12 protein-coding genes are annotated in these 20704 nt (G+C 34.0%); 4 read left to right on the plus strand and 8 right to left on the minus strand.

Features of this window, described 5'->3' with window-relative positions:
• The first annotated feature begins 296 nt into the window (after positions 1-296).
• From AB3G33_RS10525 to AB3G33_RS10540, 4 genes are read left to right on the plus strand one after another with little or no spacing between them, the layout of a single operon-like run.
• Entirely contained in the window at positions 297-1052 is a 756-nt protein-coding gene (locus tag AB3G33_RS10525) for a hypothetical protein (RefSeq protein WP_367769101.1), read from the plus strand.
• 1 nt (position 1053) lies between these two features.
• The gene (locus AB3G33_RS10530) at positions 1054-1479 is read left to right on the plus strand and encodes a DUF5675 family protein (RefSeq protein WP_367769104.1); all 426 of its coding nucleotides are present in this window, start codon (positions 1054-1056) and stop codon (positions 1477-1479) included.
• Positions 1480-1494: 15 nt separating this feature from the next.
• The gene (locus tag AB3G33_RS10535) at positions 1495-1773 is read left to right on the plus strand and encodes a hypothetical protein (protein ID WP_367769107.1); all 279 of its coding nucleotides are present in this window, start codon (positions 1495-1497) and stop codon (positions 1771-1773) included.
• The gene (locus AB3G33_RS10540; protein ID WP_170066898.1) at positions 1760-1936 is read left to right on the plus strand and encodes a hypothetical protein; all 177 of its coding nucleotides are present in this window, start codon (positions 1760-1762) and stop codon (positions 1934-1936) included. The genes AB3G33_RS10535 and AB3G33_RS10540 overlap by 14 nt, the downstream gene beginning before the upstream one ends.
• Before the next feature lie 71 nt (positions 1937-2007).
• Here AB3G33_RS10540 and AB3G33_RS10545 read toward each other — a convergent pair whose 3' ends face one another.
• The 8 genes from AB3G33_RS10545 to AB3G33_RS10580 all read right to left on the minus strand — a co-directional run bounded on the left by AB3G33_RS10545 (position 2008) and on the right by AB3G33_RS10580 (position 20661).
• Positions 2008-2427: a hypothetical protein gene (locus tag AB3G33_RS10545; RefSeq protein WP_367769110.1), complete on the minus strand. Its 420-nt coding sequence runs from the start codon at positions 2425-2427 to the stop codon at positions 2008-2010.
• 1056 nt (positions 2428-3483) lie between these two features.
• Positions 3484-4863: an ATP-binding protein gene (locus AB3G33_RS10550; RefSeq protein WP_367769113.1), complete on the minus strand. Its 1380-nt coding sequence runs from the start codon at positions 4861-4863 to the stop codon at positions 3484-3486.
• Between the two features lie 8 nt (positions 4864-4871).
• The gene (locus AB3G33_RS10555; RefSeq protein ID WP_367769115.1) at positions 4872-9314 is read right to left on the minus strand and encodes an NACHT domain-containing NTPase; all 4443 of its coding nucleotides are present in this window, start codon (positions 9312-9314) and stop codon (positions 4872-4874) included.
• Positions 9315-9326: 12 nt separating this feature from the next.
• Positions 9327-12488 (minus strand): TaqI-like C-terminal specificity domain-containing protein, encoded by a 3162-nt coding sequence (locus AB3G33_RS10560; RefSeq protein ID WP_367769118.1) that lies wholly within the window; start codon positions 12486-12488, stop codon positions 9327-9329.
• A gap of 161 nt (positions 12489-12649) precedes the next feature.
• Entirely contained in the window at positions 12650-14668 is a 2019-nt protein-coding gene (locus AB3G33_RS10565; protein ID WP_367769121.1) for a heavy metal translocating P-type ATPase, read from the minus strand.
• 18 nt (positions 14669-14686) lie between these two features.
• Positions 14687-15913 carry an efflux RND transporter periplasmic adaptor subunit gene (locus AB3G33_RS10570; protein WP_367769123.1) on the minus strand — a complete coding sequence of 409 codons (1227 nt, stop codon included), beginning with the start codon at positions 15911-15913 and terminating at the stop codon, positions 14687-14689.
• Positions 15914-15924: 11 nt separating this feature from the next.
• Positions 15925-20247: a CusA/CzcA family heavy metal efflux RND transporter gene (locus AB3G33_RS10575; RefSeq protein WP_367769126.1), complete on the minus strand. Its 4323-nt coding sequence runs from the start codon at positions 20245-20247 to the stop codon at positions 15925-15927.
• Between the two features lie 147 nt (positions 20248-20394).
• Positions 20395-20661 carry a hypothetical protein gene (locus AB3G33_RS10580; RefSeq protein ID WP_367769129.1) on the minus strand — a complete coding sequence of 89 codons (267 nt, stop codon included), beginning with the start codon at positions 20659-20661 and terminating at the stop codon, positions 20395-20397.
• Positions 20662-20704 lie beyond the last annotated feature (43 nt).

The following is a 20704-nucleotide window of genomic DNA, read 5'->3' on the forward strand; positions in this document are numbered from 1 at the left end:
TTTGATTGGGCTTTGCCTAGCTTGAAACCTATATGGTTCAAGTTCTGGCATTCCATAAAAATAGTAAATAATTCCTTTGGTTTAGAAGCGGAAATCTACTCCCGTCAATGTTGGTTGTAAAAGGGTATTTAGGTCATTTTATGCCATTTGTGTCACAAAGTGACATATGGGATAGGGGAGTCTTTTTTATGTGATTTAATTGGCTAAAATTTGTTTCATAATCAATCGAAAAGTGTTGCAACAGGATGATGATTGAAAGAGTTTTAATTGAATAATTAATCTAAATTTTAGGAATTATGGCAAGACAGAAAGGCATAATTAAATTGAAGGGTACTATCGGAGATATTACCTTTTACAAAACCAAAGATGGGCATTTGGCCCGTGAAAAAGGTGGTGTTGATGCGAGCAGAATTAAAAGTGATCCTGCATTTCAAAGAACCCGTGAAAACGGGGCCGAATTTGGAAGGGCAGGTAAAGCCGGTAAAACGCTCAGAACAGCTTTGAGAACTTTGCTTATTAATTCTGCTGATAGTAGAATGGTGAGCCGTTTAACCCAGTCTATGGTCAAAGTGATTCAAGCGGATTTAGTGAACGACAGAGGGTTGCGTAATGTAATTGATGGAGAAGCGGAATTGCTTGTGGGTTTTGATTTTAATATCACTGGAAAATTAGGGACTACTTTATTTGTTCCTTTTGTAGGTACAATTGATAGAGTGGCTGGTGAGATTTCGGTTGCGGTGGATCCTTTTGTACCTGCCAATATGATTGCTGCTCCAGGTGGAACAACTCACTATAAAATTATTTCAGCGGGAGCCGAAATTAATTTTGAGGCGGAAACTTTCGTTGTTTCTAGTTCTGAAACAGTCATCCAACCGTGGGATTCAACTCCAGTAGTAGCCATTAATCAATTGAATGCAGTGACTCCAAACAGTGTAAGTCCGTTGTTTTTAGCTTTAGGTCTGGAGTTTTATCAGGAGGTAAATGGAAAAATGTATCCATTGAAAAATGGGGCTTACAATCCGTTGTCATTGGTACAGGTAAGCGGTCTGTAAGATGGTTTTAGTGTTGAATAGAAGCTATTTTCCCGAGGGAACACAAGGATTTTTGGAATGGAACGGCACTTTAGTTTGTTATACCATCGAGTTGCCTTGGTTGCAAAACCAACAACGAGTTTCTTGTATTCCCGAAGGAGAATACGTTTTACAGAAGCGTTTTAGCCCAAAATTCAAATGGCATTTGCATTTAAAAAATGTTCCAGGTCGAGATTTTATATTAATCCATCCTGCTAATGATGCTAAAAAAGAACTGTTGGGCTGTATCGCTCCCGTAACGATACAAACCGGAATAGGGAAGGGCAGCGGCTCTCGAATAGCGTTGGAGAAGTTGAAAGCTCTTGTTTATAAAGCTTTGGCAAACAACGAAGAAGTGAAAATAAAGATCCAATCTAATCCTTCGACTCCGCTCAGGATGGCAAGGTAAAAAAGTAAAGTAATTATGAATATAGTTGAACGTGCGAAAGCACCAACCCCAAAGTTTTTTAAGGTTTTGAGAAGTATTGGAATGGCCCTATTGGCTATCAGCGGGATTATAATTGCGGCTCCGGTAGTTTTACCTGTAGCCGTTGTCAGTATTGCCGGATATGCAGCCCTTGCGGGAGGTGTTATTTCGGTAATCAGTCAAATTACGGTTGATGATGAGGCAAACCGAGAGCGGTCCATAGTGAACCGGTTGAAAAAAGACAATCAAAATTTACCCCGAGATGGAATCAAATAACAGCTTGCAAATCGGAACCGCATCCGGAACTTTATTAAGTGTGATGCCAAATATTGTTTCTGAAGATATTCTAAAAACGATTATCTTAGCGGTAATTGGAGCTATTATTAGTTTCATTATTTCGCTCCTTTTAAAAGGATTGACAAAATTTAAAAAGAAATAATTCGGGTTTGGATTGGTAACCTTTTCCCGAATTTACATGAGAGCCTGATCGAGAGATCAGGCTTTTTTTTGTTATTTACAATACCTCAATAATATCACTCTTTTCATTTCACTGATAAGGACAATATTCTTCTTTAATTGGTCCTCTTTTTGTTCCAATAACCTCAACGCCTGGATTTGTTTTTTATGCAGTTCGTGTTCTTGTAGCATTTCGTTAACTTTTGACATAAAATCCTTTTTAAAATCAGCAATTCTTAAAAATGGAATTACGGACCCCAATAATGATTGGTGCCAGAATTTTGCTTTCCATAAACTATAAGCTAACCAATACACTGTTTCGGCATCTTCATCGTTTTGAAATAGGATTACAAAGCTATTGGTAAATGGTTCTTTTTGAGGCTTGCCACTGTTCATTCCTTTGTTCAGAATAAAGATTTGGTTTGCTCTGTAAACAGCATTTTTTTGGTGTGTTTTGATGATGAAATTCGGCATAGCGCTTTGGTGTTAAAGATTCGACCTTAATTTTTCGGAAAAGAAAAAAGAGAAAAAAAGAAAGCCGTTATAACAGCAGAAATGACGAACGAAAATGGAGGGAAGAATGACCGACTGAAAGTGAGGAATGAATGCTATTCTTGCTGGATTTTTTTCTTTTTCTTTTCAGAAAAATGCACTATCGTACTGGTTGATGTTTCTCAGGGGAGTTCTTGAAGAAACGGCAATTAACACCCCCAAGCACCGCAAGGAGCAAAAAAAGTGGTGCCCCTTTTGAGGGCAAGGAATTTTTTTTTGCGGATGAGGAGCGCCGTGGCGGGGTTGCGGCAATCGAACAGCCACCATAGACGCGAGAGTTGAGCGGAGGTACGGAGCGAAACGTAGCGGCTATGAGCGTGAAACGGCGGGTAAAAAATAGAAGACAACCGCCTTTGTGGCGGTGTACCTTGATTAAGGGCAAAGCTACCGAGCCAACTGATAATTGATAGTGGATAATTGATAATTGAAAATGGAGGCTTCTAAGATAACGCAAGTGAGGTAAGCGGAGCCAAGCCCGATGGCTGTGCGAAGGAGCAACCGCTGAAAAAACGGAGGGCTGCAGACATAATATGGCTGGAATGCAGTGAAACGTACCCGCGGCGGCGGGGGAGTGTAACGAAATGAAGCGGTATTGTGGATGCATAAGCCCGACCGAACGTAGGAAGTGAACGTGTGAAGATGAGGAACAAGCAGTGCAAAAAAAAAACAGCTGCTTATTTTCAAGCTGCTGTTTTTATTGTGACTGCGCCGTGCCTGTGGAACGGAGGGAAACCTGAATATTAAATTGAAATAATAAATAGACTATTTACCAAAAGGGCTCTTATGAAAATGGCGGGTTGACCGACTGGAACAGCCGAACGGAACAAAGGGAACGACCGAAGAGAGACCTCTTGATTGCTCGTGATGTTGATTTCCTAAATTGTCTTATGAAATAGGATTCAATCATTCTTATAAATTCCAATGGTGGATTAATGATCCTAATTTGTTCTAGGTTTTCTACCCACCTTTTCTACCCACCTACGGTAATTTGAACTTGATCATCCATTCACCACCTTTTGCGCCACCTTCTCTTTCCAGTAAGCCTAATTCTTTTAGCGCTTCTATGTTGTTGTCAATAGCAGTGCCACTTAAGCCGATATTTGATTCGAGTTTCTTTTTTGAGATTTTACTGTTGTAATGAATAGCCTTTAATATTTCTATTCTGTTTTCGGATAGTTTTTCTACCCACTTATCTACCCACTTATCGAAATCAAATGGTCTTCGGAATGTTACTGTAAACATTCCATCAATATTAAATTCTGGTGGAGTTAATCCTTCTTCAAGCATCAAGTCTCTCATTCTGCTAATACCAGAACCTATTTGTTCCACCATTCGCATTCTTTCGAATAACCCAAAAATTAGAGGATTACGGCTTAAGCTTCTTTTACCAAATTCATTTCGGGGAATAGCACTAACTAATCCGCCAGGATTACTAATTTCTACACGATCATCAAACAATTCTATTGTAATTCTACCGCCTTTATCATAGTAATCACGATGTGCTAATGAGTTTATGATTGCTTCCTTGAAAACAGTTTCCGGAATTTCCCATAACTCTTTTCTTGGTTTGGAACCTTCTCCCTCAATTTCATAGCGGATATCAAGTTTAGAGTGAAGCCAATACATGCTTTTTAGAAATTGTTGATACAGTGCACCGGTCATTATTTTATCATCAATAATGTACCTTTTGTCTGTTCCGTCAAATGCGATACATCGTATAACTGCTTTTTCAAAAAAGTGTTCCGGTTCTTTGGCAAAGAATAACACCCCGCCATTTTTTAAATATCCTTCTTTTGTAGTTAATCTCAAATTGCGGAATATTTGTTCATCAGAAATAGTGTTGTTTAATCCTGCCTCTGTTCTAAATACGGCTATATTGTCTTTGTCAAGGTCAGTTACTATGTTTACTTCTGTGCATGGCGCTTCGTCAAAATAAATTCTGTCCGCTTGTTGAAAAAAGTCTCTCATTTCTTCGACAGTAGTTAGCTTTTGTGAATTTGGACCTTGTCGTACATAAATTGCACCCGACAAAACATAAGGTTTGTTTGCACCCGATGGCACTTCAATGGCCGTAATTTGTTTACCTTCTATTTCAATACTATAGGTTTCACATTGTAGCGATGGAGATATTTCGTTTATTGAGTTTTGAATTGCAGAACGTTTTGCATTGTCAATAGTTACTCCTTGTATTAAATTATTATCATCTACACCAATAAGAACTACACCACCGGAGGCATTTGCAAAAGCACATACCTCTTCTGTAATATCTTTTACCTTGCTAGGGAGACTTACTTTGAATTCTGCATTATATCCTTCTCCTGAGCTTATGATTGATTGTATCTCTTTGACTGACAGCATATTTTTTATTATTTTAAAGAATCAATTGCTTTGTTCGACGACAATCTTAAATGTTCGAGTTTAAGCATTTCGTCAAAAATAACTAATACTTGCTCAATCTGTTTCTTATTGTCTTTAAAATTATTATTTAAACTACTATAAATAGAAAGTACCAATTGAACCGGTTCGGTATCATAATGTCCTCTATTTTGAATGTTTGGAACCCTGTTAAATTTCATGCTTTTTACTAATTCTAAACATTCAATAGGGTAGTCTTTTGTATTCTTCAATAGATATTGTAAAAAATATCTGGGATCTTTCCGGAACAGATCAGATTTTGCATAAACTTTCATAAAAGAAAATAAAACGTTAAAGTTTGAAGAATTAAACTTTCGAAGTATTAAACCTGAATATGAACTAGCAAAATCATCTTCTTTTTCATCAAGAAATTGAAATAATATTTCGATACATTTATTGTCTAATATACCATCTTTAAATAAATTTTTTTCAGCAATATGTATTGACTTTAATCTGGCAGTTTTGCTTTTCGAAATTAATCTATTATAATATTCTTTCTTCTTATCATAGCCTAGGAGCCAGCTATGAACAATTAAAACACTACCATTATTATGTAATTCTTCATTATCAATAATTTTATTGAATAACGGTTTCATTTCCTGATAAAATTCATTCTTTAAATAACTGGCCGCCAGAAAAGAATTTTTTAAAAGCGTTAGGTCATCAGTATCTGTTAATTTGATGAAAATTTTAAAAGTTCTATCTAAATCTAAGTGATTCAAATAAGCCAATTCAAATAAAACTGCCACCCTTACTGAAAGCTGCGGGTCATTTATTACTTGTTCAGCTGTACTGAAAATGATTTCCTTAAACCCCGGATTGTAGGAACACTTTATTAGTTTATGGATGGCAGCACCTCTAACAGAATTTAAACTATCGTGTAAAGGATCATTCGGATTAAGAGGCTTTTCTGGATTTGGATGATTTAAAGCCAAATTAGCTAAATAATTTAATATTTCTAAATCGACAGCCTTATTCCCAATGAAATAATCCACATTCCAAACAGAATAAAGAGTGTTAGTTTGGTTAAGATTTCCATTTATGAGTTTTAAATAAAATTTCTTTACTTTTAAAACATCATATTTTGCCTTTATTAAACCAGATATACCTGAAAATAAATAATCTATTGATATATTTTCAGTTTCAAATAATTCGATAATTAATGGATAAAACCTATCGGCATCATTACTTACCTCTTCTTCAAAAGACCTAGAATGCTCTAATTTCCCCCCTTTTGAGTTGCCACTAAATCTATCTTTTTGATAATCATCCCCAAATACTAAAATACTATTTTTCCAATCTGCATTGTTCATTTTCTTGTAAGCTTTACTAGAAAGAGGAGGCCCAATACAACTCCAACTAACATTACTTCCATCTAACTGTTTTTCATTAACTTCGCCAAACTTCCTTTCTAATTCTTGATGTGCTTTTTTTAATATTGGAATATCATAAACTTCTTCTTTTGGCAAAGCATCAATAAATAAATATTTTTTTTTACCATAAAAACTAAGTGCAGGTTTTCTTTTATTGTTTGCATCGGTATAGAAATAAAAATCAGCGGGGTGTTTTATCGATAATAGAATTTGAGAAATTTTAATTTTATCTTCTGCAGAATAGATATAAAAACTTTTGCTAATAAGATTTCTTAGATATAACTGAAATTTATCATCAATTCCATTAAATCCATTTTTTACATATATAATATTAATAAGTTCAAGGATTTCATTTTTATATAATAATGGGATTTCGGATAATCCCAAAATCAAAATTTTAAGATGCGATACAGAATTTGATTTTGAATTTTCTTTAAAAAAAGCTTTTAAATATTTCTTATCCCTTGCTTTAGATTTGATATATTCAGTTAATAAATTCTCTATAAAATCATCGGCATTTTCCTTAATATCACTTTCAAATAATTCTGAAAATTTAGAACTTTCATATAAGGGGCTATTAATTTCATCGTGGCTACCGGTATACTTAGTATCCTCAATAATTTCATCAAATATCATAAAGAAGAAGATGAAAGTTTCATCAGGATTCAATTCATTCATCTTTTCAAACAAGCTTACTTGGTCATGACTGAAGTTAATTGTAAAAGAATTTTCGTCGAAGCATTTTAAAATAATTGGCTTAAGCTTTTCAAAAACATACTCTGGATGTTTTTTGAAAATCTTTTCTAAAATCTGATAATGCCAGAAATCATCTTTCTTTTTATCAGATTGACTAAAAGGAAAATAAGTGTCAAATAGCTTAAGTAATTTGCTGTTTTCCCATTCTTCAACATTCGTTAGAAATCTATTTATAAAATATTGTTTTTCAGAAAAATCAGGAACTTTATCAAAATAATCCATAATGATATCTAAGCCTTTATGTGTATTATTTATATAAAGTCGCAAAATTAAATTTAATCTGATGTCCTTTTGTTTTGCATAATTGTATTTTGGAGCATTTTCAGGGTTAATAATTTTTTTGGTTATTAAGTTTTCATGGAGATTGTTTTTCCATTTTTTCTCATAAGTGAAATATGTTAATGGTATATTTTTATTGAGTATAAACGCTAGCCATCCTTTTGAGAAAATTGAACTAATAAAAATTTCGGTATATTTAAAATTGGTTAAAATTAGTTTTGAAACAATCATTTTCTCCTCTTCAGAAGGATTGTTTACCTCTCCTAAACTTGTAATTACTAATGTCTTTATATGGAATCTATATCTTGAAGATTTTATTAATTTGCTTATTGTATTAGAATATTCTTTGGGATTAAATTCTCTGTAATATTCGACAACCATTTTTACAGTTGATCTTACATACAAGCTTTGATTATTTTCTTGAATGTATTTTTCTAAAGATTTTCTGTTTTCTACAAATTGTCTGGAAAACGTATAATCATAAAATGTTTGATGGAAGAATTGCAATTCATCATTATTTTCGACAAGTAAATGATTGCTCTTTAAATAATTAATTTCCTGGAAATTTTCATTGTCAAATATATTCTTAATTGTGATTTGCTGATCTTCATACATTTTATCAGCAATCTTATATAAAATTGATTTTAAATCTAATCCCTGTTTACTAGATATTAATTGTTTCCATAGCGAATCATATAAATCCTTCAAGGAAGTTAATGAATCAAGATTTAATTTTTGCTTATTAGGTAATTTGCAAAATATATCCAGATGATTAGGGACAGTCAATAACTCTAAAAGCTCTTCAGAAGTATTATTAATTCCATACTTTGATAAAACCTCTTTGACTTTTTCTTTCGAAATTGATGTTATTTTAACTTTTGAATATTTGTCTGATTTATATATGCTTAACTCTGCATCATAATTTAAATCATAACTTCTAGTAGATATAATTATTCTTATGTTTTTATGATATGATAGATCAGCAATTAATCTATTATAAGTTTGAATATATTCCCTGTTTGAAGAAAGAGATTGAGAAAGGGCATCTAGTTGGTCAACAATAATGACTAAATTTTTATTTTTATCATTATATAGTTTTGCTATAGCTTCTATTGAAATATTTTCTTTTTGAAATATCTTTTTTTCTAACTCAATTCTATCAGCAGCAAAGTATTTGTCTGCTTTTATTCCCAAAACATCTATTTCATCTTTTTTAAGTTTTAATAATAAGTCTTTTAGAACAACTGTTTTTCCATATCCTTTTTCGCCCTCTAGTATAAAAACATTTTTTTCATTAACTTTTAAAACATTTTTTATCCAATTATAAATTTTTGGGGTTTCTTCTCTTTCAATGTGCGTTTCAATATTTTCTCCAAAAAAATGCGGTGCGCTTTCAAGATAAAAATTTGCTTTTTCCAATTCAATTTTAGCATCTTCAAAGGAAATTATATTAAAAGCTTTATTGCTGATATCATCAATTTTTTTATCAATTGTATCTAATTTTAAAGAGTCTTCTAATTTAAATACTTGATTGAAAAGTTTATGTTCTTTAAATAAATCGATTAAATCATTACCGTCCTTTAAATTAATAAATTCATGATCTAAAGAATAAGTTAATTTTGTTTTATCTACCCAATTACTCCACCATATGCTTTGTTTTAAATCAAGAATTCTTGGAATACAAAGAATCCATTCTTTCATTTCATAATCACTCGATATAATTGCTGTTTTGAATGATTCTCTAATTTGCTGTTGTTGTGAATTGCCAAACTCCTCCAGAAAGAATTTACATTGAATTACTATAATAGGTTCGATGCCAATCTCACCAATAAAAACATCAATACCACCATCTCCTTGTGAAACTTTTACAGTTTTTACATTTTTGTTTGGATAAATAGTATTAAAAAGTGTAGCACAATCTTTCTCAAATGCAGCTCTAGCTCCTTCAATATTTGTATTTCTAACTTTGTAGTCTTGCCAATCCATGGTTTACTATACTTAATTACTTTCCACAATCTCTATCTCTTCCTCACTCAAACCATACAACTCATACACCATTTTATCAATAGCTTTTTCGGTTGTTTCTATTTGTGATTTGAGGTTTTGGGCTTTGGTTTTGTTTTCTTCAAATAGATCCAGCCATTCAAACTCGTCTTTTTTCGTGAGGGGAGTTTGTCCAGCTGTTTTAATCGCTTTGTTGAGTTCTGTGATGAAATCAGCAAATGATAATTCGCTCCAGTTTTCAAGTTTTTTTGAATTTAAATTTAAAATATTGAATTTTGAATTAAGAAAACTTAAAAACTTAACTCTAGATTGTTCTTCTTTTAAGTTTATTTCTAATAATTTATCAATATTTGTTGAAATCAAATTTTCATTAATTAATATTGGAATTGGAAGCCATTCAATATTTATTTTTTTAACTTGAGGATAAACTTTACCTCCTTCGTCTAACTTCCAAGAGTATAAATATTTAAATAATTTTGAATTTAAAATCCCAAGTAAAAATTTCAAAGTAGCAACTTTATCATTTGCTTCAATTTTTAAATTTAAAGTGTGTAAAGTGTCAAGTGAGTAATAATTATCATTATCAAAAACTCCTATTATATGACTTGCAGTTTGTCTAATTAATATTTTTGGCTCATTAAAGTCTCTTTCATCTCTTGCCCAATGTAGACAATACCAAGGCAAATTGCCTTGTGCAGTTTCTCTTTTTTCAGACAACTTATTTTTAAATTGTTCTAATAATACCGATATCTTATTTTGAGTGTCTAGGTCAGTCTTTTTTGTAGAGTATAAGATATAGTCGTCATCAAAAAGAATTTTATTTCTGTGTATTGATTTCCCTTTTAATACTTTTTTAAAAATAGTTTCTGGTATTCCATTTTCAATAAAATAGTTTTTCTTTCCAATAAAAAAATCATTTCCTCCAGTTGTTATTCCTTGAGTTATTTTTAAAATATCACTTAATTTATGAGGACAATTTTTTATAAGCTTTTTAATATCAAAATTCCCAGTTGATTTTAAAATGAATCCATTTGAACTTAAGTTTTCGGAACTTAATAAAGGTATAATTGAACTCTCTAAAGATGTTATTTTCTCTTTTATATTTATTCCTCTAAAGTTTTCATCTTGGGCTTTAAATTTTGTTAAAATAATGATTGCAGTATCTACAATTGCATCTTCAAAAACATTTGTAAGACTAATTAACTGTTCTATATTATTTCCTTTTAAGAGCAGCTTTCTTAAGCTTGAAAATTGAGCGTAATCTATAAACGTATTAGGTGTTATATAACATAGTTTTCCTTCTGACTTAATTAAGTTTAAAGCTACTTCAAAAAACATAATGTACATATCAAATGTCCCCGAAAATGAGGCTTCGAATTTTTTAAGTAAATATGTTTTTTCGGTTGAATTAAAGTAATCACCATAAGGCGGATTCCCAATAATCACATCAAAACCTCCTTTGGCAAATACTTCTGGGAATTGTTCCTTCCAGTTGAAAGCTTTTTCACCCGCAATGGCTTTGCTGTCAATAAGCGAGTTACCGCATTTAATGTTGTTGTTTAAGCTCGTGAGTTTTCGTTTGGGTTGGGCAGTACGCAACCACAAAGAGAGTTTTGCAATTTCTATGCTTTCTTCGTTGAGGTCGACCCCATAGATGTTGTGTTCCAGGATTTGGTTTTCGATATCGGGAAAGACAAAGAAACCTCCAAAGAGTTGTTTGTTGAGTTCGTCTAGGTAGGCGTGTTCCTTGATCAAGAAATCTAAGGCTTGGTTCAGGAAAGCTCCCGAGCCACAAGCTGGGTCACAGATAGTGAGTTCCAATAGCCATTCTCGGTAATCCTTGAGTTGGTTGTCCAGTTTTATGATGGTGGTGGTTTGACGGTTCTTGCGGCCTTTGGCGTATTCTTCGTCAATTATTCCTAGTTCTTGTTTTTTCTCAGTACAAAGTTTACCAATGGTGTTGTCGACTATGTATTTGGTAATGTATTTCGGGGTGTAGAAAACACCGTCTTTCTTGCGTTTGGTTTTTTGTTTGTCAAAATCGGTTCCTTCAATTTCGGCATTTACACTTTCGATTTCATTAAGTGAATGTTCGAAAATGTGCCCCAGAATGTTGACATCTACCTGACTTTCGAAATCATAAGTAGAAAGTTTTAAGGTATGGCGGTAGAGTAGTTCATTGTCTATGATCACGGCATCGAGAATCGCATCGGGTTGGAAGAGTCCACCGTTATAAGCAAAGATTTCTTCTTTCTTGTCGGTGCCTTTTCGACCTGTATCGAGATAGCCAAAGTATTGTTTGTAGCGATCGTAAAGTGGCATTTCGACATCCAAATCAGCCAAAGCTTTCCATTCTTTTAGCACGGTATTGATGGAGTTTGGAGCCAATAATCCTCGGTCTTCTGCAAAGAGGATAAACAGAAAACGGTCAATCAATTTTTGTGATTTTTGGAAAAGAATCAGTTTAGTAGTCTTTTCGGGTAAATCATTAAGTAAGATGTTAGATCGATTTTGTTTGACTAAATCCCGGTACAATTCGCGTTTGAATACGGAATAATCCCCATAGAATTTTTTAGTAATATTTTCTTCTTCTACTACTGAAGCTTCTTTTATGCTGAGTGGTCTGTTAGCCAAGATATTTTCTTTGGCCAGACAGAGGTAGAAGATTTCAAATGCGGCGTGGGTTAGGGTAAATAAGTTGAATTCTTCATAGTCTACGGCATTGTTGATGTAGAACCTCAACTTCTCGAAATTGGAGGTAATGACATAGATACAGCCTGTTTGGTTGGCTTTGTAATCAAAGGCTTGTTGGCGGATGCTTTCGAGGTCTTTGGTGTTGGTTCCCTTAAGTTCAATTACTGCTAGGGCATTTCCGTCTTTGAGGATGGCGCCGTCCACTTTTTTGGCTCCCTTTATGTTTTTAAGTTCCGTTGTCAGGTTGAAGCTTGGTGCTGGATTGAGTGTATAACCCAAAATATCCACAAACAATTCGCGTAAAAATCCTTCCTGGAATTGCTCTTCCTTACTGTTTCGAATGTTTTCTTGAATAACAGCGTTGTGAAAATACCTAGTGTATTTTTTATAGGCTTTCTGGACTAGAGCAGTATCTTGTTGACTCAAATATTTTTTGAGTACGGAGGGCTGAAATAATGACATTGGTAACGCTTTTGTTAGCTTACTAATGTAAGAATTTATTTTAGGATAAAGTAGGACGTCTGGAATGAGTTCTTAACAGAGTTATGCTATGCGTTTATTCAAAAAAAGGATGCTTGTATTTACAACAAACATCCTTTTTTGAATTAAATAACTAACTTAATTTAAAACTTCATTCGCTGTATTCTTACAGCGTTTAAAATAGCCAATAAAGCCACTCCAACATCAGCAAAAACGGCTTCCCACATAGTAGCTAAACCACTAGCACCAAGTACCAAAACAATTGCTTTTACGGCAAACGCTAAACCAATGTTTTGATACACGATTTGTTTGGTTTTTTTACCGATATTTATGGCTGTAAAAATCTTTGTAGGCTGGTCGTTTTGAATAACGATGTCAGCAGTTTCGATAGTGGCATCACTTCCTAAGCCACCCATTGCAATTCCGGCATCGGCAAGGGCAACGACAGGGGCATCATTAACACCATCGCCTACAAAGGCTATTTTTAGGTTTTGGGATATTAGTCCTTCAACTTTTTCAACTTTGTTTTCGGGCAACAAATCGCCATAGGCTTGATCAATATTTAATTCTTTGGCAACAGCATCAACAACGGCTTGTTTATCGCCTGAAAGCATTACAGTTTTGATATTTAACTTGTGTAAACTTTCGATAGCTTCTTTAGCATCTTCTTTAATTTCATCGGCAATTAAAAAGTATCCCGCATATTTTTGATTGATTGCTATAACGATTATTGTAAATGGCGTATTTTCGATTTCGGTATCATAACTAATGTTGAATTTCTTCATCAGTTTTATATTTCCTGCCAAGATTTCGTTTCCATCCACTTTTCCTTTAAGTCCGTGTCCTGCAATTTCTTCTACATCAGTAACGGTTGTATTTTTTTCTGACCCTTTGGCATATTCGATAATGGCAGTTCCGACCGGATGGGTAGATTTGGTTTCGAGTGCTGCTGTATATTTTACTAAATCATCTTCAGAAATACCTACTGCTACTACTTTTTGAACTTTAAAAACGCCCTTGGTCAATGTTCCTGTTTTGTCCATAACGACTACTTTAATAGTTGCCATTATATCAAGAAAATTGGATCCTTTGAACAAAATTCCGTTTTTGCTTGCTGCTCCAATACCACCAAAATAACCTAATGGAATGGAAATAACCAATGCACAAGGACAGGAGATAACTAAGAAAATTAATGCCCTGTACAACCAATCGTTGAAATTATAGTTTTCGACAAATAGCATTGGGAGTAAACAAATTCCGATTGCCAATACTACAACTATTGGCGTATATATTTTGGCGAATTTTCTAATGAATAATTCGGTTGGTGCTTTTTTAGCCGTAGCATCCTGAACCATTTGTAATATTTGGGACAATTTGCTGTCTGTGTATGCTGTGGTAACTTCGACGAGTACAACTTTGTTCAGATTAATCATACCTGCAAGTACAATTTCTCCTTTTTGTTTGGTATCCGGTTTACTTTCTCCTGTTAAAGCTGCTGTATTTAATGACGCATTGTCTGAAAGTAATTTTCCGTCTAAAGCTAGTTTTTCACCAGGTCTTAATTGGATAATTTCTCCAATAGTAATTTCTGATGCTTTTTTAGAAATTGTATTTTCCCCTTCCATTACCGTTGCTGTGTCGGGTCTTTGATCTAACAGCGATTTGATGTTCTTTTTAGCTCTTTGAACTGCCAATGTTTGAAAAATTTCGCCAATAGCATAAAATAACATTACTGCAACACCTTCTGCATATTCGCCAATGGCAAAAGCTCCAATGGTAGCAATTCCCATTAGAAAAAACTCTGAAAATATTTCTCCTTTCCGGATACTTTCATACGCTTCTTTCAGTACTGGGTAACCTACTAATAAGTAGGCTATTAAGTACCAGGATAAGCTTACGTAACCAACAAACCAGGTTGGTGTAAAATAGTTGTCTAAACCTATTGCAACAATTAAAAATATAAAACTTATGATTGCAGGCAAGAACATTTGAAATGTAGTGCGGTCGTCTCCTGAATGGTCGTGTCCATCATCATCAGCATGTTCAGATTTATAGTCAACGGTGCAACATCCCGCTTGATTATTTGTTTTACGATTTATTTTTTCTTCAAGTGTGCAACAAAGCTGCTTGCCGTTTGCATCATATTTGTGATTATGTTCCATTTTTAGAGTGATTAAAGTTTATTCTTCTCCTTTATTAGTCAATTTTGCATTTACAAAAAAGGCACCTTTGGTCACAATCTTTGCATTTGCAGGTATGTCTTTTACTAATGTTATAGCCGTGTAACCCATATTGGAAACACCTTTTGCAACTTCAATTTTTTCAAAGTTGACATTTTTCGCTTCGTTTTCCTTTTTTACTTCAACATCTTCGGGTTTTTCCTCTGCTGCCTGTTTGTTAGTAACAACAAAAATATAGTCTTTGCCATCTGTACTGACTATAGCCTCGTTTGGAATTGCAGTTGTTGTAACATCATTTAGACTTACAATGGCCGTTATGTTCATTCCGTCTATTAATCCTGATTTATTGCCTTGAACGGTGGCGTGTACAGGAATACTTTTGCTGTCATTCTCAAATGCTGCACCTATTGAATATACCTTAGCGTTGTAGTCTTGTCCCGAATTATTGGTAATTCTAAAATGAATAATTTGGCCTACTTTTAGCATTGGTAAATCTTTTTCAAACACATTTAAATCCAAATGCAATTGTGAGTTATCTACAATTTCGGCAACTGGTGAAGAGACATCAACATAACTTCCAATTTTAGAAAACACATTACTAATTGTGCCACTTATTGGACTTGTTACGGATAATGACGAACGTAAATTACTATTATTTAAATTATTAGGATTGATTCCCATTAATTGGATTTGTTGTTGTAAAGAGGCTCTGCGAGTTCGCATTGATTTTAGTTCCGCATTAGCACTCTGGTAATTTTTTAATGCTCCTGCATTTCCTTCGTTAAGCTCTTTTTGTCGTACTACTTCTTGTTCGGCAAAGATTATTTTACTGGAAGTGCTTAAATATTCTTCTTGTAATTGTATAAATTGTGGATTAGCGATTGTAGCGATTAGTTGTCCTTTTTTTACATAATCACCTAATTGTACATTTATGGTTTTTATAACGCCACCATACAACGAAGTTGCATTGGCTTTGTTATTGTTAGGCACTCGCAATGCCCCATTGGCTTGGAGTGTAGCTGTTAATTGTTTTTGTTCAATTGTTCCGTATTGTATACCCACCGTTTTAATTTGCTCGGCAGTGAGCGAGGCAATTGAAGGGGCGGCTTCTTCCGTTGTTGCTTTTTGTTCTTCTTGAGGTTTAGTTTCAGTTTTGCCGCAAGAAATTAGAACGAGACAAGAGGCAATTAACAAAAGATAATTCTTATATGTTTTTAAAGATTTCATTTTTTTTTATTTTATTTATTTGTGAAATAATTGTAATCAATAATGGCTTGGTTGTACGCATTTAGATTGTCTAAATAATTTTTTCGTATTTCTATTGCTTGGCTTAAATATAATGAAAAATCAGCGTAACTTATTTCTCCTGCACGATAGGACTGATCAGCGGCTTTTATAATTTCATCAGCTTGTTGTAAACCCGAAGTTTCGTAAAATTGTAAACCCGAAATGCTTTTTTCTACTTCAGTCTGGTGTTGCATTAAAGAAGATTTTAGAATTTGCGTTTGATATTGCAACTTTTGTTCTTGTACTTCTTTTTCGGTTTTAGCCGCTCTTATTTTATTTTTATTGGCTCCAGTACCAAAAATCGGAAATGAAGTTCCAAAAGAAAAACCACTTAAAGGGTCATCTACGCCATAGAGTTTTTGTGAAAAAACCCGACCAGAAAACTCTGGCAAGCGATTGCTTTTTTGGATTGCAATTTCACTATTGGCAATCACTACATTTTGCTGTAATAAAAGAAGATTCGGATGGGTTTCGGATGTGTTTGGTAATCCATAGTCTAGTTTTTCCAACGAATTAGAAAGTGGCAAAATGGCTTCTGTACTATTGAGTAATTGCATTAAAAGCTGCTGCTGCACTACTATTTCTTTTTGAAGTTGCGTGATGTTGGTTTCAATTTCATTTAATTTTACATTGGCCGAAATTTTTTCGATACCGGCACTCTCTCCTGTCTTTACTTTTACAATAGTCGTTTTTAACAGTCCAATATAAATAGTGTCTAATCGCTGGTATAAAGCGGCTTTATCTTGTAAATACCACATTTGATAATATACAGAACGAATGTTTTTTTTCAATTCTGCATCGATTACTTCTTTGTTGAATTCATAATATTTGGTTTGTTCTCGATAAAAGTTTTTCTTGGCTTGATTTACTTGTGGCAAAAAGAAACTTTGTTGCAAACCAATTTTCCAAACGCCTATTTTATCCGAAGGACGCAAATCTTCATTTTCTACAAAAATGCCTGTTTTAGGAAATTCCTTGTTTCCTTTTATCAATAGCTGATTTTTTGAGATTTGCGACTGGTTGATACTGTATTGTAAATTATCTTTTAGACCTAGATTCAAAACTTCATCAATGGATTTTCGTGATTGTGCTTGACCATTAGTAAATGAAAGAAACAATCCAATAACTAAAATAGTTACAATTGATTTCACTTTTGGTTTTCTTTTTAAATTCATTTTTGTGTTGAATATAATGTAAAGCAAAGGCAATACAAATAAGGTTAAAAACGTAGCTGAAAGTAATCCTCCAATTACGACAGTTGCTAATGGTTTTTGTACTTCGGCACCTGCACTATGTGATAATGCCATTGGTAAAAACCCCAACGAAGCTACGGTAGCCGTCATCAAGACAGGTCGCAATCGTATTTTTGTTCCTTCGATAACTCGTTTTATAACATCATCCCACCCTTCTTTTTCGAGTTGGTTGAATGTGCCGACCAGTACAATTCCGTTTAATACGGCTACTCCAAACAAAGCAATAAAACCAATTCCGGCCGAAATACTAAAAGGCATTCCACGAAGAAGTAATGCAAATACGCCTCCTATAGCACTCATTGGAATTGCAGTAAAGATTAAACTGGCTTGTTTCATTGAATTGAAAGTAAAATACAAAAGCATAAAAATTAGCAGTAGCGATACTGGTACAGCGATCATCAAACGATTGGATGCTTTTTGTAAATTTTCAAATGTTCCTCCATAGGTAAAATAATAGCCCGAAGGCAATTTTACTTCTGTAGCTAATTTGCCTTGAATTTCATGTACGATACTTTTTACATCTCTATCCTGTACATTAAAACCAACAACAATTCTACGTTTCCCTTCTTCTCGGCTTATTTGTGCCGGACCCAATTTAAAATCCACTTTCGCCACTTGTGATAAAGGAATCTGGCTTCCATTAGCTATTGGTATCAATAGATTACTTACATCATCGATACTTCTTCTTGAGGCGCTATCTAATCGTACCACTAGATCAAATTTTCGTTCGTCTTCATAAACTACCCCTGCTGCTTTTCCCGCAAAGGCGGTACTCACGATACTGTTGATATCCTCAATATTTAAACCATAATTTGCAATACGTAAGCGGTCGTATTCAATATTGATTTGAGGTAATCCATCTACTTGTTCTACTTGAGGAGCAGAAACGCCTTGTACGTTTGTGATTACACTTTTTACTTTTTGTGCATATACGGAGAGACTATCCAAGTTTTCTCCAAATATCTTTATCGCAACATCTTGTTTAATTCCTGTCATTAATTCATTGAAACGCATTTGAATAGGTTGACTTTTTTCGATAAAAACCCCTGGAATCACGCTTAATTTTTCTTCAATAGCGTCACCCAATTCATCATAGGATCTGCCTGATTTCCATTCGTCTTGCGGTTTCAGAATTATCATCATATCAGTCGCTCCGGGTGGCATTGGATCTGTAGGTACTTCTCCAGCGCCAGTTTTACCAACTACAATTTTTACTTCATCGAATTGTTTTACAATTCTTGCGCCTTGCATCGAGGTTTCGATACTTTGGGATAAAGAGGTTTCAATCGGCATTTTAAATTCAAATGCATAATCTCCTTCGGCTAATGTGGGAATAAATTCACCTCCCATTTTGCTGAAAATAAAAAGTGTGACCAATAACAAAGCGACAGTAATACTAACGACTTTGTATTTTATAGCAATAAATTTCTCTAAAAGAGGTTGGTATTTACTGTACAAGAAATCCATCATTTTATCTGAAAATGTCTTTTTATGGCTGATCTGTTTCGGCAAAAACAAGGCACTCATCATAGGGATGTAGGTTAATGAAAGTATCATTGCACCAATAATTGCAAAGGAAACCGTTTTTGCCATCGGACCAAACATCTTTCCTTCAATACCTACTAAAGACAGGATAGGAAAGTACACTATCATAATGATGATTTGACCAAAGGCAGCGCTACTCATCATTTTTTTAGCACTGTTTTCAACCGCAACATCCATTTGGATTTGAGTGAGTTTCGTTTTGCTTTTATTGTGTTCCAGGAAATACAGAGAGGCTTCCACAATAATTACGGCTCCATCTACAATTAAGCCGAAATCAATTGCGCCCAAACTCATTAAGTTTGCACTTACTCCAAAAACTTTCATCAATCCCAATGCAAATAACATTGAAAGCGGTATAGCAGAAGCTACAATCAGTCCAGCTCGAAGGTTTCCGAGAAACAAAACCAATACAAAAATCACAATTAAGGCACCTTCAACTAGGTTCTTTTCTACTGTAGAAATGGCGCGGTTTACAAAAGTACTTCTATCTATAAACGGTTCAACGATGACATCATCAGGTAATGATTTTTGAATGATTGCCATTTTGTCTTTTACCCTTTGTACTACTTCATTACTATTAGCTCCTTTAAGCATCATCACAATACCACCTACGGCATCCACTTTTCCGTTATAGGTCATTGCTCCATAGCGAACAGCACTACCAAATTTCACTTCTGCAACATCTTTTATGAAAATAGGGACGCTGTTTGGATTACTTTTAACAACAATATTTTCTACGTCTTCCAAGGAAGTAACTAGACCTACGCCACGAATAAAATAGGCTGTTGGTTTTTTGTCAATATAAGCCCCACCTGTATTTTGATTATTTTTTTCTAAAGCCGTAAAAATTTCGGGAATCGTTACCCCCATTGCCCTTAAACGATTAGGGTTAACGGCAACTTCATATTGTTTTAGTTTGCCACCAAAACTATTTATTTCGGCAATTCCCGGAGTTCCTAGGAGTTGTCTCGCTACTATCCAGTCTTGCATGGTACGCAAATCCATAGCGGAGTATTTCTTTTCGCTACCTTTTTTTGGGTGTAGAATGTATTGATATATTTCGCCAAGCCCTGTGCTTACCGGACCTAATTCAGGTGTTCCGATGCCTTGAGGTATTTGGCTAACAGCTCCTTTTAGTCGTTCACTAATGAGTTGTCGTGCAAAATAAATATTGACATCATCATCAAAAACTACTGTGATTACCGATAAACCAAAACGGGAAATACTTCTGGTTTCTTCTAAATCAGGAAGATTTGCAATACTTTGTTCTATTGGAAACGTTACTAACTGTTCTACTTCTTGTCCTGCCAAAGTAGGGCAAAGCGTAATGATTTGTACCTGATTGTTTGTAATATCTGGTACTGCATCGATGGGCAATTTGGATGCACTCCAAACTCCCCAAATAATGAGGAATAAAGTCATCAAACCAATGATGAATTTATTATTTATACTAAAATGGATGATTTTGTCTAACACTATTGTAAAGGATTAATGTTTAATATTGATTTATAAATCACAGCATTTGAATTTATCAAATACGGTAAAGTAATTAATGAAAAAGACTAGTTCGATTAATGTACAAGTCATTAATCGCTATTCATTTAATCATTAATAAAAAAAAAATTAAACATTAATTTGTGGCGGTTGCCAAATACTTCCGAAGAAATTGGAAGTGAAAATTGATTTGTATTCTGGTACTTTTTTGTCAATTATTGTTTTGACAGAAAAGAGATTATATACATAAATTGAATTGTAATCGAAGCCTTGGCAACCACAGCAGCTACAAATACATAAAGGTGAGCAAGCATCTTTATCTTGATGTTGGCTTGACTGCATACTAATTGTTGCTTTATTATATGAAGTTACTGTTTCCATATCTGCGCAAGGCATACAGGAAAGAATCAGAATAATAATTGATAATATGGCGTTTGTA

The sequence above is a fragment of the Flavobacterium sp. WC2421 genome (assembly GCF_040822115.1).
Lineage (GTDB): Bacteria > Bacteroidota > Bacteroidia > Flavobacteriales > Flavobacteriaceae > Flavobacterium.

What these genes read in the sequence shown, in the direction of transcription:
- AB3G33_RS10530 (WP_367769104.1), top strand. Translation starts at nt 1,054, where the DNA reads ATGGTTTTAGTGTTGAATAGAAGCTATTTTCCCGAGGGAACACAAGGA.
- AB3G33_RS10525 (WP_367769101.1), top strand. Translation starts at nt 297, where the DNA reads ATGGCAAGACAGAAAGGCATAATTAAATTGAAGGGTACTATCGGAGAT.
- AB3G33_RS10570 (WP_367769123.1), bottom strand. Translation starts at nt 15,913, where the DNA reads ATGAAATCTTTAAAAACATATAAGAATTATCTTTTGTTAATTGCCTCT.
- AB3G33_RS10580 (WP_367769129.1), bottom strand. Translation starts at nt 20,661, where the DNA reads ATGCCTTGCGCAGATATGGAAACAGTAACTTCATATAATAAAGCAACA.
- AB3G33_RS10565 (WP_367769121.1), bottom strand. Translation starts at nt 14,668, where the DNA reads ATGGAACATAATCACAAATATGATGCAAACGGCAAGCAGCTTTGTTGC.
- AB3G33_RS10560 (WP_367769118.1), bottom strand. Translation starts at nt 12,488, where the DNA reads ATGTCATTATTTCAGCCCTCCGTACTCAAAAAATATTTGAGTCAACAA.
- AB3G33_RS10555 (WP_367769115.1), bottom strand. Translation starts at nt 9,314, where the DNA reads ATGGATTGGCAAGACTACAAAGTTAGAAATACAAATATTGAAGGAGCT.
- AB3G33_RS10540 (WP_170066898.1), top strand. Translation starts at nt 1,760, where the DNA reads ATGGAATCAAATAACAGCTTGCAAATCGGAACCGCATCCGGAACTTTA.
- AB3G33_RS10545 (WP_367769110.1), bottom strand. Translation starts at nt 2,427, where the DNA reads ATGCCGAATTTCATCATCAAAACACACCAAAAAAATGCTGTTTACAGA.
- AB3G33_RS10535 (WP_367769107.1), top strand. Translation starts at nt 1,495, where the DNA reads ATGAATATAGTTGAACGTGCGAAAGCACCAACCCCAAAGTTTTTTAAG.
- AB3G33_RS10550 (WP_367769113.1), bottom strand. Translation starts at nt 4,863, where the DNA reads ATGCTGTCAGTCAAAGAGATACAATCAATCATAAGCTCAGGAGAAGGA.